The 13,763-nt window shown below is 64.0% G+C and carries 11 protein-coding genes; 3 read left to right on the top strand and 8 right to left on the bottom strand.

The features are described from left to right. Positions 1–105 precede the first annotated feature (105 nt). A complete protein-coding gene (locus AC1RDJ_RS13575; protein WP_493027708.1) occupies positions 106–1,272 on the top strand; it encodes a ParB/Srx family N-terminal domain-containing protein in 1,167 nt (388 codons plus the stop codon). Here the strand turns inward: AC1RDJ_RS13575 and AC1RDJ_RS13570 are convergent. The 6 genes from AC1RDJ_RS13570 to AC1RDJ_RS13545 form a co-directional block, all read right to left on the bottom strand. After that, on the bottom strand, positions 1,159–2,190 hold the full coding sequence (locus AC1RDJ_RS13570) for a TraB/GumN family protein (protein ID WP_493027707.1): 1,032 nt from the start codon (positions 2,188–2,190) through the stop codon (positions 1,159–1,161). The genes AC1RDJ_RS13575 and AC1RDJ_RS13570 overlap by 114 nt on opposite strands. 121 nt (positions 2,191–2,311) lie before the next feature. Beyond that, positions 2,312–3,421 carry an ABC transporter ATP-binding protein gene (locus tag AC1RDJ_RS13565; protein ID WP_071324166.1) on the bottom strand — a complete coding sequence of 370 codons (1,110 nt, stop codon included), beginning with the start codon at positions 3,419–3,421 and terminating at the stop codon, positions 2,312–2,314. A 9-nt stretch (positions 3,422–3,430) separates the two neighbouring features. Continuing rightward, positions 3,431–4,300, bottom strand: a complete 870-nt coding sequence (locus tag AC1RDJ_RS13560; protein WP_071324167.1) for a carbohydrate ABC transporter permease — start codon at positions 4,298–4,300, stop codon at positions 3,431–3,433. Then, positions 4,297–5,181, bottom strand: coding sequence for a carbohydrate ABC transporter permease (locus AC1RDJ_RS13555; RefSeq protein ID WP_034777935.1), 885 nt, complete (start codon positions 5,179–5,181; stop codon positions 4,297–4,299). The genes AC1RDJ_RS13560 and AC1RDJ_RS13555 overlap by 4 nt, the downstream gene beginning before the upstream one ends. Before the next feature lie 115 nt (positions 5,182–5,296). Next, complete coding sequence (locus AC1RDJ_RS13550) at positions 5,297–6,550, bottom strand: ABC transporter substrate-binding protein (RefSeq protein WP_071324168.1); 1,254 nt, start codon at positions 6,548–6,550, stop codon at positions 5,297–5,299. Between the two features lie 374 nt (positions 6,551–6,924). Further along, positions 6,925–8,223 carry a maltoporin gene (locus tag AC1RDJ_RS13545; protein ID WP_083411881.1) on the bottom strand — a complete coding sequence of 433 codons (1,299 nt, stop codon included), beginning with the start codon at positions 8,221–8,223 and terminating at the stop codon, positions 6,925–6,927. Between the two features lie 345 nt (positions 8,224–8,568). Here AC1RDJ_RS13545 and AC1RDJ_RS13540 point away from each other — a divergent pair, with 345 nt between their 5' ends. Continuing rightward, complete coding sequence (locus AC1RDJ_RS13540) at positions 8,569–10,482, top strand: glucokinase (RefSeq protein WP_493027706.1); 1,914 nt, start codon at positions 8,569–8,571, stop codon at positions 10,480–10,482. Beyond that, positions 10,466–11,563 carry a LacI family DNA-binding transcriptional regulator gene (locus tag AC1RDJ_RS13535; protein WP_493027705.1) on the top strand — a complete coding sequence of 366 codons (1,098 nt, stop codon included), beginning with the start codon at positions 10,466–10,468 and terminating at the stop codon, positions 11,561–11,563. The genes AC1RDJ_RS13540 and AC1RDJ_RS13535 overlap by 17 nt, the downstream gene beginning before the upstream one ends. Before the next feature lie 15 nt (positions 11,564–11,578). Here the strand turns inward: AC1RDJ_RS13535 and AC1RDJ_RS13530 are convergent, their stop codons facing one another. Both AC1RDJ_RS13530 and AC1RDJ_RS13525 read right to left on the bottom strand, forming a co-directional pair. Further along, on the bottom strand, positions 11,579–12,511 hold the full coding sequence (locus AC1RDJ_RS13530; RefSeq protein ID WP_493027704.1) for a carbohydrate kinase family protein: 933 nt from the start codon (positions 12,509–12,511) through the stop codon (positions 11,579–11,581). Beyond that, positions 12,508–13,722, bottom strand: a complete 1,215-nt coding sequence (locus AC1RDJ_RS13525; protein WP_493027703.1) for an AGE family epimerase/isomerase — start codon at positions 13,720–13,722, stop codon at positions 12,508–12,510. The genes AC1RDJ_RS13530 and AC1RDJ_RS13525 overlap by 4 nt, the downstream gene beginning before the upstream one ends. Positions 13,723–13,763: the final 41 nt, after the last annotated feature.

Below are 13,763 nucleotides of genomic sequence, written 5' to 3'. Positions count from 1 at the left end.
TTTCAAGCCTACATCTTGATATGGCGCAGTGCATGCGCCTGTCGGACTGCGCGAAATCGCGTGCCGCGCTATGCTGCACGCCATACCGCACACTTCGGAGGTCGCATGCACGCCGCATTTCCACGAGTCGCCGCCGCGCTGGCCCTCGCTTTCGCCAGCATGGCCTGGGCCCGCGATGCCGCCGTGGCGCCCGTCCTGAGCACGCGCCAGCAGGCGCTGATGGCCACCGTCGTCGGCAGCGCCGCCCAGCCGCGCATCCTGCAGGTGAGCCTCGATGAACTGCATCCGACCCAGCCGGCCATCGGCTACGACCAGGTGTATTACAAGCTGGGACGCTATGCGGCCGAAGAAAAGCACATCGCCGACATCGCCAAGCCGAAGAAATTCGCCGACCTGTGCGAAGCCAATGGCCAGGGCGACGTCCTGTCCGGCACGGCCAATGTGGCCGGCGCCACCCTGGGCGCCCCACCGCCCGGCTACCGCTGCAAGGCGGCCGTGGGCAGCCGTCCGGACGACATGAAGACCGTCGTCATCGGCCCGCAAGGCAAACTCTACCTGACAGATGGCCACCACACGTTTTCCACCTTCTGGGAGGCCGATGGCGGACGCAACCACCGGTTGAAAGTCTGGGTCAAGGTCAGCGACAATTTCAGCGCCCTGGACGAATCCGCGTTCTGGACGCGCATGCGCGCGGAAAACAAGGTGTGGCTGAAGGATGGCCGCAACCAGCCCGTCGCGCCGCAGCAGCTGCCGGCCGCCATCGGCCTGCAGTCGCTCGGCGACGACCGCTACCGCGCGCTCGTCTACTTCACGCGCGAAGTCGGCTACGAGCCGCCCGACCATGCCACGGAATTCCTCGAATTCTATTGGGCCGACTGGCTGCGCGGCAAGCCGGCGCTGGACCTGGCACGCATCGACCTGCTGAACCCCGCCGCGTATGCCAACGCGATTTTGCAGGCGGCGCAGGCCATGGTGGCGCTGCAACCGGCCGATATCGTCAGCGGCGGCAAGCGCGCGGCGGACCTGGGCGCGCTGGACGAGGTCGACCATGAAACGCTGGCTGAATTGACGCAGGACAAGGGCAAGCTGCGCTACGCCATCGACTACCGCAAGTCGCTGGGCAGGCAGGGCCGCATGCGAGGGAGCGTGCCGCGGACCTCAGTCCGGCCGCTCCACCAGGTAGCCCTTCCCTTGCAGCTCCGTCAGGTAGCCGTCCGGCCGCAGCAAATCGGCCAGGCGCAAGGTGGCGAAGGTGCTGGCATTGGCCGATAGCGCTTTCTCGGCGGCGGCGATCCACGCCGTCTGAATGCGCGCCTTCACATTCTGCAGCCCCGCGTGCTTGCGGGTGAACTCGGCATTGCGCATGGCGTCGCCGCAGGCGCTTTCCTGGTCCTCGAAGCCGAGTTTTTCGATGCCTTCCAGATCGCCCTTGGACCAGGCGCTGGCCCGTACCCGCATGGCGTCGATATCGCTTTCGAGCCGGGCCAAGGTACGGGAAAAGCACTCGACATCGGCCAGCGCCGATTTTTTGAAGTCGCTCATGACCTGCGCGGGATTGTCCATCTCCAGATCGATGCGGGTCTTGACTCTTTCCAGCTTGTGCTGTTTGACCATGGCCGATATCTTACGCTCCACCTCGTATCCCTTGCCCAGTCCCGCATGCTTCAAGCCGGCCTGGAACAGGGCATCGGCCGCGAAGATGGGACGCTCGCGCTCGATACCGTCGTCATCGCCCAGATATTTGGCCTTCAAGGGCTGCCAGCGCGCATAGACATCGGCAGGCAACACGTCATGCAAGGTGGCGCCATCGGGATTTTTCTTCAAGCCGATGACGCCGGGCAGCAGCGTCAAGCCGCGAAAGAAGCCGACACTGGTGCTGGCGCCCGGCGGCTCCAGGTATTGCTGCGACTGTCCAAGCACGCTTTCCACCTGCTGCGAGCGCCACTGCATCTTTTCAGGCAGCGGCGAATACGTGGCGAATACCCACAGCACATGGCCATCCTTGCTGACCTTCCACAAGCCCGGACCGGGACGCTGCGCACTCACCACGATACGCTCCGTTTCCCGCTCCGTTTCCCGCTCCTGCACTTGCGCCTGCTCGGCCTCGGGCGCCTCCTGCGCCCAGGGGGACGACGCGCACAAAAACACCGGGAGCGTCATTGCGGAGACGGCTAGCAGGCGCAGCAACATGATGGTCTTCCTTGTAAAGTTTTCTAAACAATAACACGCCGTTTGCCGTACCGGGGCAGCGCAGGCGCAAAAAAGCCCGCCGGCTCCGTGGAGCGGGCGGGCCCGGATGACGCAGCGGCGCTTACGCGATGCGCTCGCCGTTGGCCGGATCAAACATGGCCGCTTTCGACAGGTTGAACGACAGCTGCATGGTCTGCCCCGGCAGCACCGCTTCGCGCGGGTGCGTGCGGCAAGTGACTGCCGCGCCGTTCAGGCGCGTCGTCAGCAGGGTGTCGGGACCGGTCGGCTCGACCAGGTCGATCAGGCAGCCCAGTTCCTGGCCGACGTCGCCGTGCGCGCTGCTCATGTCCGTGATCTGTTCCGGACGCACGCCCAGGATCACCTCGCGGCCAGCATGGCTGCGCAGCTTGTCGGCGGCGAATGGCAGGGCCAGGCGCATGCTCTTGCCCGCGTTCTCGATGGCGGCAAACACGTCATTGCCTTCGATGACAGGCTTGACGGTGATGAAGTTCATCGACGGCGAGCCGATGAATCCTGCCACGAACAGATTGGCCGGATTGTCGTAGATTTCCTGCGGCGTGCCCAGCTGCTGCACCACCCCATCCTTCATGACGGCGATCAAATCGCCCATCGTCATCGCCTCGATCTGGTCATGCGTGACGTAGACGATGGTGGCTTTCAGGCGCTGGTGCAGCAGCTTGATCTCGGCGCGCATTTCCACGCGCAGCTTGGCGTCCAGGTTCGACAGCGGTTCGTCGAACAGGAACAGCGACGGCTTGCGCGAAATGGCGCGGCCCATGGCCACGCGCTGGCGCTGGCCGCCCGACAGCTGCGCCGGACGGCGGTCCAGCAAGTGCGTGATCTGCAGCGTTTCGGCGACGCGGGCGACGATTTCCTCCTGCTCGGCCTTTGGCACTTTTTTCACATTCAGGCCAAAGGCGATGTTCTCGCGCACCGTCATCGACGGGTACAGGGCGTAGGACTGGAACACCATGGCGATGTCGCGGTCCTTCGGCGGCAAGTCGTTGACGACCTTGCCGTCGATGAGGATTTCGCCCGAAGTGACGCTTTCCAGGCCGGCCACCATATTGAGCAAGGTCGATTTGCCGGAGCCGGAGCCGCCGACGAGGATCAGGAACTGGCCATCCTTGATCTCGATGTCGATGCCTTTCAGGACTTCGACGCCATTCGTGTATACCTTGCGGATGCTGCGTATCGATAAACTGGACATATTCTTTCCTTAACCTTTGACTGCGCCTGCGGTCAGGCCGCGCACAAAATAACGGCCTGCGACCAGATAGACCAGCAGGGTCGGCAGCGCGGCAATCACCGCGGCCGCCATGTTGACGTTGTATTCCTTCACGCCCGTGGACGTGTTGACCAGGTTATTCAGGCCCACCGTGATCGGCTGCGAATCGCCGCTGGCGAAGACGATGCCGAACAGGAAGTCGTTCCAGATCTGCGTGAATTGCCAGATGATGCAGACGACGAAAATCGGACCCGAAATCGGCAGCACGATCTTGCGGAAGATCAGGAAGAAGCCGGCGCCGTCGATGCGGGCCGCCTTGATCAGTTCTTCCGGCACGCCGATGTAGTAGTTGCGGAAGAACAGGGTCGTGAAGGCCGTGCCATACACCACGTGCACGAAGACGAGGCCCGTGGTGGTATTGGCCAGGCCGAATTCGCCCAGCAGGCGCGCCATCGGCAGGATCACCACCTGGAACGGGATGAAGCAGCCCACCAGCAAGGCAGCGAACAGCGCTTCGGAACCGCGGAAACGCCAGTGCGCGAACACATAGCCGTTGAAGGCGCCCAGGAAGGTCGAGATCAGCACGGCGGGAATCACCATCTTGATCGAGTTCCAGAAGAACGGCTGCATGCCGTCGCAGGTGACGCCCGTGCAGGCCGATGACCAGGCCTTGGACCAGGAATCGAACTGCCACACGTGCGGCAGCGCCAGCAGGTTGCCGCTGCGGATCTCGTCGAGCGACTTGAACGACGTCGACAGGGTCACGTACAGGGGCACGATGTAGTACACCGCGAACAGAATCAGCAGCAGGTATACAACCACCCGTCCGAGGGTGAGCCGGTTATTGCGTGTGTGTGTCATCTCATCGCCTTTGCGCTGCGCGTTTCCAGGTACATCAGCGGCACGAGCACGGCCACGATGGTGGCCAGCATCATCATTGCCGATGCCGAGCCCAGGCCCAGCTGGCCGCGGGTGAAGGAAAACTGGTACATGAAGATGGCCGGTACGGACGACGAGTTGCCAGGTCCGCCAGCCGTCAGTGCGATGACCAGGTCGAAGCTCTTGATGGCGATATGCGCGAGGATCAGCAGCACGCTGAAGAACACGGGACGCATGGCGGGAATCACGATGCGCCAGTAGATCGTCGGCAGGGACGCGCCGTCGACTTGCGCCGCCTTGATGATTTCGTCGTCGATGCCGCGCAGGCCGGCCAGGAACAGGGCCATGACGAAGCCCGACGACTGCCAGACGCCGGCGATCACCACCGTGTAGATGGCCATGTCGGAGTTCACCAGCCAGTCGAAGGTAAACGAGGTCCAGCCCCAGTCATGCATGACCTTTTCCAGGCCCAGGCTGGGATTGAGCATCCATTTCCAGGCCGTGCCGGTAACGATGAAGGACAGCGCCATCGGATACAGGTAGATGGCGCGCAGCGCGCCTTCGGCGCGGATTTTCTGGTCCAGCAGGATCGCCAGGAACAGGCCGATGGCAATGCTGCAACCGATGAACAGGACACCAAAGATGCCGAGGTTCTTGAGCGAGGTCCACCAGCGCTCATTGTCGAACAGCTCGTAGTATTGCACCAGGCCGGCGAACTCGTAGTTCGGCATCAGCCGCGATTCGGTCAGCGAGAGCCAACCGGTCAGAAAGATAAAACCATAGACGAATACCAGGCTGGCGATGAGCGTCGGGCCCAGCACCATCTGCGGTATCCATCGGTCGAATTGCTTGCGTATGGACATAGGACAGCCGTAGAAGTAAAACTGCGTGTGGCACGCGCCTGGGCGACTGCCAGGGTGCGTGCCTGCGATGCATGCGATGCAGAACGCGCCGGCGGGGACGCCGGCGCTATCGTGATTACTTCACTTTTGCCGCTTTGGCCAGTTCGGCAACGGCGTCTTTCGAGCTCATGTTGGTGTTCATGAACTTGGCGACGACGTCGAACACGGCGCCTTGCGTGGCCGATGGCAGGGCCATGCCGTGGGCGAACGACGGCAGCAGCGCGCCGGTCTTGTTGGTGGCGTCCATGTCTTCCATCGATTTCAGGGCGCAAGCGTCGAACTTGTCCTTGGAAACGCCGGTGCGCACCGGGATGGAACCCTTGTTCAAGTTGAAGATCGACTGGAACTTCGGATTCATGATGGCGTTGGCCAGGGCGATCTGCCCTTTCTTCGCATTCGCATCCTTTTGCGTGAACATGGCAAACGAATCGATGTTGAAGGTGTAGGCTTTTTCGGTGCCTGGCGCGGCCACGCACAGGTAGTCCTTGCCTGGCACCTTGCCGGCGGCCGTGAACTCGCCCTTGGCCCAGTCACCCATGAACTGGAAGCCGGCCTTGTTGTTGATGACCATGGCTGTCGCCAGGTTCCAGTCGCGGCCTGCCGCATCCTTGTCGATATAGGTCTTCACCTTGCCCAGGGTGTCGAACACCTTGAGCATGGTCGGGCCGGTCAATTCCTTCTGGTCCAGCTTGAGGATGGCCTTCTTGTAGAATTCCGTGCCGCCCACGCCCAGCGCGACCGATTCAAACACGGTGGCGTCCTGCCATGGCTGGCCGCCGTGGGCAATCGCGATGCCGCCCGATTTCTTGATCTTCTCGGCCGCTTCGAAGAAGGCTGGCCAGGTGGTCGGGGTGGTGGCGACGCCGGCTTTTTTCAGCACTTCCGGATTGACCCACATCCAGTTGACGCGGTGGACGTTGACGGGAGCGGCGACGTAGTGGCCCTTGTATTTCATGATGTCGGCGACGACTTTCGGCAGCACGGCATCCCATTTGCCTGGAATGGCGGCATCATCGATATTGGCCAGCACGCCTTCCGCGCCCCACTCCTGGATCGACGGGCCCTTGATCTGGGCGGCCGTTGGCGGATTGCCGGAAATGACGCGGGTCTTCAGCGCGGTCGCGGCGTTTTCGCCAGCGCCGCCAGCCACGGCGAAGTCTTTCCAGCCGAAGCCGCTTTCTTTCACGATTTGCTGCAACTGGCCCACGGACTTCGCTTCGCCGCCGGACGTCCAGTAGTGCAGCACTTCCACGTCGGTCGCGAATGCGCTGCCAGCGAATGCCAGGGTGGTCAGTGCGGCCAGTTGGGTAATCTTGAATTTCAGTTTCATCTCCACATTCCTTTTTTGATCAAGCTTTTAGGGGGCTTCGGCATACGGGGGCCGAAAAAGGTGAAAAATGCGCCTGTGCCGGCGCTCTTGTGCTCAGACCCGCTTGCAAACGGGCATCATCTTCAGTGAAAAGACGGCGCCGTGATCCATGACATAGTCATAACACGATTTATATCACGGGACGGCGCCAAAAACGCATCCGCGAAGGATGCGCCAGGTTGATCTGCATTTAAAACCAAATAAACCCCGGACAAAACCGTCGCGGAGGGCTGTGATGCGTGGCCGCGAAGCGCAGCCGTGCTGGACAAGGGGGTACCCAGCCGGTGCGCATCGCAGGCCACATTCACGGCGCGCGACAGCCTGGATCCGTGGGTTTAGAACCAGGTTTCCACTTGGAAACCGTACGAGGTGCCGCTGGTATTGTTGTTGTAGATCGGGCCGCCGTTGTTCGACGCATTGACCGAAGCGGTGGCCGCATCGTTCCATTTGCCGTAGGTCACGAAGGCGCGCAGCTCGGGACGCGACCACAGGCCAGGGCCGGCCGAGATCGTCGGCGCGATGGTCAGCTTGGTCAGGCGCTTGGCCGGCAGGCCGCCCGCTTGCGTCACGCGGTCCGTGCCCAGTTCCGTCACCAGCTTGAAGTTGTTGGTGAAGGCGTACACAGGACGCACGCCGATCGAGGTCCAGGTCGAGGAACCGGTGACGTTCGACTCGTCTTTTTGCCACAGGGCGACGAACTCCATGCCGAAGTTTTCCATTGGCTGGATGGCCATGTCATTGAAGATGCGCGTGCGCTTGCGGTCCGAACCGTAGGAAGTGCTGCCCGAGGCGCCCATCTGGCCGTTGCCGTCGCCGCCGATGCCGGGGCCGACGCCGTATTGCACGCCGAAGGTGTTGCCGCCGCCGAAGACTTTGCCTTGACGGTGGAATGCCGACAGTTGCCAGCCGTTATGTTTCGGGCCGTAGATGTCGTTGTCCTTGCCTTCGGCCGTGATGATGGTGGCCGCCAGGTCCAGCGTGCCGTTGACGTTGACGGGAATGTCGCCGTAGATGAAGTTCTGGCGCACGGCCGAACGGGTGCCGAGGATGGCGCCCGTGTTCTTGTCGCGGGCGTTGACGTCGTTGTCCTTGAAGAAGGCGTACGAGAATTTGCCGGGGCCCACTGGAATGCGGTCGAGGCCGGCGCCCGTGCCGTTCATATTGATGTACTGCAAGTCCAGCATGTGGATGTCAGGACGGTAGTAGAAACGCTTGCCGACCCAGGCCGTGCCGCCGTTGAGGAAATCGAGTCCCTGCGCTTCCACGTAGGCCTTGACGATGCCCAGCTTGTTGTCGCCGAAGTCCGAGTTCGGCGCATACGCGTTGACCCAGATGGTGGCCAGGTAGTTCACGCCGCCGGACTTGGCGACGGACTTGGTGTAGCCGAATTCCGTGTAGGCGTCGCACTCATTGCCCAGACGATATTTCATGGTATTGCCGCCCAGACCGAAGCAACCTTGCGAACCGCCGTCGCCGGAGGTATTGCTGCCGGCGCCGGCGCGCAGGTAGCCGTGGAAGCCTTCGGAATCGGATGGATACATGGGGTCGGCAGCAGCAGAACCGCTGGCGATGGCTAAGACGATGGCAGCTGGCAGCGTTTTCAACACGGCCTTCAACATGGTGCGATGCAGCATGGTAAGTCTCCTCAGTAATTTGTTTTTATCTAGTCATTCGTGGCCGAATGTACTGGCCAGAATTCTTTCCAGCAGGGACATAGTAACTATACTACGAACAAATATCAACATATTATGTTGTAATCCTACGACTACTCTGCGACACTTTATTTGCGTCCTGATTTGCCGTTTTATCGGCCTGCTTTTTTCTCCTGCGCTGCCGATTCCTGGCGCCGCAGACCACAATTGCGCGGGCATCCCGCATTTTTCGGCACGCGGGACGTATACGAATTAAAATCCTTGGTTTTTGCCCATAACGACAGTGCGCCGCCATGACAGCGCACGCATACGAGATAAAGCACCGCCATGAAAATTGATGAAAAAATGGAAGTAGCAGGCAGCGATCCGGCGGAGCGCTTCACTGACGGGCCGCGCCTGCTGGCCGACATCGGCGGCACCAATGCCCGCTTCGTGCTCGAAACGCGCCAGGGCCACCTGGAAGCCGTGGCCGTGCTGCCCTGCGACGACTACGCCTCGCTGCTCGACGCCATCACCGCCTACATGGACAGTGCCGACGCGCGCGCCGCCGGTTCGGCGCGCGTGCGCCATGCGGCCATCGCCATCGCCAATCCCATCGACGACGACAATATCCGCATGATGAACCACCACTGGTTCTTCTCGATCGAGGCGATGCGCGAAGCGCTGGGCCTCGACACGCTGCTGGTGGTGAACGATTTCACGGCGCTGGCCATGGCTTTGCCCTATCTGCGCCCCGACCAGCGCCTGCAGATCGGCGGCGGCATGGCGCGCGCCGACAGCGTCATCGGCCTGCTTGGCTCGGGCACGGGCCTGGGCGTGTCGGGCATGATCCCCGCCGAAGACCGCTGGATCGCGCTGGGCAGCGAAGGGGGCCACGTCAGCTTCGCGCCGTGCGACCAGCGCGAGATGGACGTGCTGTCCTATGCCTGGCGCGAACTGTCGCACGTCTCGGCCGAGCGCCTCGCCTCCGGGCGCGGGCTGGAACTGATCTACCGCGCCCTGTCCGACCGCGCCGGCCACCCCGATGCGGCACCGCTGCTGGCGGCCGAAATCACCAGCCGCGCCCTGAACAATGAATGCGAAGTGTGCCTGGAAGCGGTGGACTGCTTCTGCGCCATCCTCGGCTCCATCGCCGGCAACGTGGCCATGACCCTGGGCGCGCTGGGCGGCATCTATATAGGCGGGGGCATCGTGCCGCGCCTGGGCCCCCTGTTCGAGCGGTCGCAGTTCCGCGCCTGCTTCGAGCAGAAGGGCCGCCTGAACGAATACCTGGCGCAGATCCCCACCTTCCTGATCACGGCCGAACTGCCGACCTTCCTCGGCATCGCCGCCATCCTCGCGCAAAAGCTCAAGCGCGCCCATTCCGGCGCGCCCGTGCTGGAATCCGTGCGCCAGGCGCGCGGTCGCATGAGTCCATCGGAATGCAAGGTGGCCGACTGGGTCTTGAAAGAGCCGAATGCCATGCTGACCCTGCCGATTGCCGAAATCGCCCAGCGCGTCGGCGTGAGCCAGCCCACGGTGATGCGCTTCTGCCGCTCGATCGGCGTGCAGGGCCTGGCCGATTTCAAATTGAAGCTGGCGTCCGGCCTGACGGGCGGCGCCATCACGGTGGCGCACTGCCACGTGGAGATATCGGACTCCGACGCCGAACTGGCGCGCAAGGTGCTGGGCAACAACGCCTCGGCAGCCCTCGCCATGCGCGACATGCTCGACGTGAAGGCGCTGACGGCCGCCATCGAACTGCTGCGCGGCGCGCAGCGCGTGGAATTGCTGGCCGTGGGCAGCGCCCGCGTGGTGGCCGACGACATGCAGCAGAAATTGCTCAACCTGGGCATCGTCAGCAGCTTCTTTGCCGACCCGCAGGCACAGGAAATGAGCGCCGCCATGCTGAAGCCGGGCGACGTGGCGCTGGTCATTTCGCGTTCGGGCGCCCTGCCCGAGCTGCTGCGCACCGTCAAGGTGGCGCAAGGCTGCGGCGCGCGGGTGCTGGCGATTACGGCCAGCGGTTCGCCGCTGGCCAAGCTGGCCGACGTGCTGCTGACCCTGAACCACCCGGAAGGCAACCTCAATTTCGTGCCCATGATCGTGCGCCTGCTGCAGCTGATGATGCTCGATATCCTGTCGGTGGGACTGGCGCGGCGCGACACGGCGCAGCGCACCAGCGCCGCCGAACTGGAAGAGGGCCAGTTGCACGGCATGCGCATCAGCGGCAAGCTGAAATTCGGTGGCCACCTCGAATAAGGCGGCACAAGCCGCCCTCGACACCGCCAGCGGCGCTACCGTGCACGACGTGGCGCGCCTGGCCGGCGTGTCCGCCATGACGGTGTCGCGCGTGATCAACGGGCGCGCCAGCGTCAGTACGGCCACGCGCGACAAGGTCGAGGCGGCGATAGCCGCCCTGCGCTACCAGCCCAACCTGGCGGCGCGGGCGGCGCGCACGGGCACCCTGCGCATCGGCCTGCTATACAGCAACCCCAGCGCGGCCTTCCTCAGCGAATTCCTCGTCGGTGCCATGGACCAGTGCCGCCAGGGCGGCGGCCGGCTGCTGCTCGAACGCTGCGGCGACCTGGCCAGCCAGCGCGCCGCCATCGACTGCCTGGTGGCGGCCGGCGTGGACGGCATCCTCGTGCCGCCGCCCCTGTGCGATTCGCCGCAAGTGCTGGCGCAGCTGAACAGGATGGGCATCCCCGCCATCGCCGTGGCCACGGCGCGGCCCTCGCCCGATGTATCGGCCGTGCGCATCGACGACTACGAGGGCGCGCTGGCCATGACGCGCCATTTGATCGGGCTCGGCCACCGCGACATCGGCTTCATCGAGGGCGACCCGGAACACACGCCCGCCCTGCTGCGCCGCCAGGCCTTCGAAGACGCCATGCGCGCGGCGGGCCTGGGCGTGCCGCCGCAGCGCGTGGCGCAAGGCTATTTCACGTATCGTTCGGGACTCGACGCGGCGCGCCAGCTGCTGGCCGCCAGCCCGCGTCCGAGCGCCATCTTCGCCAGCAACGACGACATGGCCGCCGCCACCCTGGCCGTGGCGCACGGCATGGGCTTGCAGGTGCCGCTGGAATTGAGCGTATGCGGCTTCGACGACACGCCCGTGGCCACCACCGTCTGGCCCGAGCTGACCACCATCCACCAGCCCATCGCCGACATGGCGCGCGCCGCCGTCAATCTCGTCATCGACGAGATACGCCAGCGCCGCGCGGGCGAAGCGGCGCCCGCCACGCACCACCTGATGGCGTTCACACTGATGGAACGGGCGTCGTCGGGACAATGTGCTCCGGGGGCGCACATGCCGGCCGCGAAACGACTCCCCCGCTAGGCCGCTGAGCGTGCCTTAGCGCACCACGGTGCGCTGCGCCAGCGACTCCACCAGCGCCACGGACGGCGGCGATCCGCCCGCCGCCAGGCAGGCGCCCGCGCCCGCCGCGACGGCAAAGCGCAAGTGCTGGCCGCCGTCCGCATCGGGCCGGTACATCAGGCTGTACAGCAAGCCGCCGATGCTGGCGTCGCCCGCGCCCACGGAATCGACCACCTCGATCCGCGGCGGCGCCGCCTGCCAGACCTGTTCGCCCCGGTACAGGGCCGCGCCCTGCGCGCCGCAGGTATACAGATACGTGGCCTGCGGGTTCCAGCTGCGCAAGGCGGCAAACGCGCCATTGACGTCATCGTGGCGGAACAGGCCCGCCAAATCCTCGTCGGACACCTTCACCACGTCGGCCAGCTCCGTCATGCGGCGCAGGGTGGCGTCGTAGCGCTCATCCATCATGACGCGGAAATTCGGGTCGTAGCTGATTTTCACGCCGGCCGCCTTCAGTTCCTGCGCCAGCGCCACCAGCTTGCCCGCCAGCGGTTCGCGGGCCAGGCTGATGCCGCCGAAATGCACCCACTGCGCCGCCTGCATCCAGCCGGCCGGCAGCAGGGCCGCGTCGAAATGCAGGTCGGCGCTGTCGTCGCCGATGAAATAATAGGTGGGCGGATGCAGTTCATGCACGATGGCCAGCAGCGGCGACTTCGCATAGCGCTGCAGGAAGCGCATGTCCAGGCCCGCCACGTCGGTCGCTTGCGCCAGCGCGTCGCCGAACACGTCGCGGCTGACGCCACCGGCAAAGGCGCTGGGCACGCCCAGGCGCGCCATCACGCGCGCCACGTTCCAGGTCGAACCGCCCACCTGGCTGCTCCACTGGTCGGCGCCGGTGCGCAGCATGTCCGTCAGCGCCTCGCCGGCCGAGACGAAAGCAGGGAAATTGGGAAAAGCGGCGGCGCTCATGCGGCACCGCCAATCACGTTCAGCACTTCATAGCAGGCGCCCATGGTGTGGTAATCGACCTTGCCGGCCGGGCTTTTCTCGTTGCTGATTTTCTGGTTTTCCGGCGTGAGGATGCGGTACCAGGCGCCGTGCTCGTGGTCGACGAAGTGGCTCCAGCTGTAGTCCCAGATCCTGTCATAGCTGTGCCAGTACGCTGCGTCGCCCGTGCGCGCGGCCAGCACGGCGGCGGCGGCGAAGCTTTCGGCCTGCACCCAGAAGTATTTGTCGCCATCGCAGATCTCGTCCTGCGGGCCGAAACCATAGAAAATGCCGCCATGCGCCTCATCCCAGGCCTTGGCCAGCGCCGTGTCGTACAGTTCGCGCGCGCGCGGCAGCAGCCAGCTTGAGGAGCCGGCCATGAATCTGGCGTGGCGCTCCATGATCAGCAGCAGCTTGGCCCACTCCGTGAAATGGCCGGGCTGGTAGCCCCAGGGGCGGAAGATATTGCTCTTGTCGTGCAGGTTGTATTCCCAGTCGATCGACCAGTCGGGCTTGTAGTGTTCCCAGATCATGCCGCCGGCCAGTGCCGCCTGGCGCACGGTGATGTTGTGCGCGAGGGTCTCCGCGCGGTGCAGGTAGCGCGCCTCGCCCGTCGCCTCAAACGCGGCCAGCATGGCTTCGCAGGCGTGCATATTGGCGTTCTGGCCCCGGTAGCCGTCCAGCGTGGACCAGTCGGCGCTGGCCACGTCCGCATACAGGCCGTGCTCGGGCAGCCAGAAGCGCTGCTCCATCAATTCGAAGGTTTCGTCCAGGTAGGCGCGTGCTTCCGCCACGCCCGCCTGCAGGGCGTGCGCATACGCGAGCAGCACGAAGGCCAGGCCGTAGCAGTGATTGGCGCCGTCTTCGACCGTTTTGACGCCATCTTGCCACCGCAGTTGCCAGGCATAGCCGCCCGTGACGGGGTCGCGGTGCACGTCGCGCAAAAAGGCCACGCCGTGGCGCAACGCCGCCTGGTAATCGTCGTCGCCAAAATGGCGGTAAGCCATGGCGTAATTGAAGATGAAGCGCGTGCTGCTGACCAGGTGGCGCGTGCCGGCGTCGTAGACGGTGCCGTCGTCGAGGAAGAAGTGATAGAAGCCGCCACTGGAATCGATGGCGCGCGGGTGATAGAAACGCATGGTGTGCAAAATATGCGCTTCGAGCATGTCCTTGGAGCGAAAATCGGGATTCATGAATGTCTCATCGTCATTGTTATCGATAACAACGATGATAG

The organism is Janthinobacterium sp. GW822-FHT07H10, from assembly GCF_058798675.1.
Note: the sequence above shows the minus strand (reverse complement) of the source record. Positions and strands in the feature narration are given on the sequence as shown.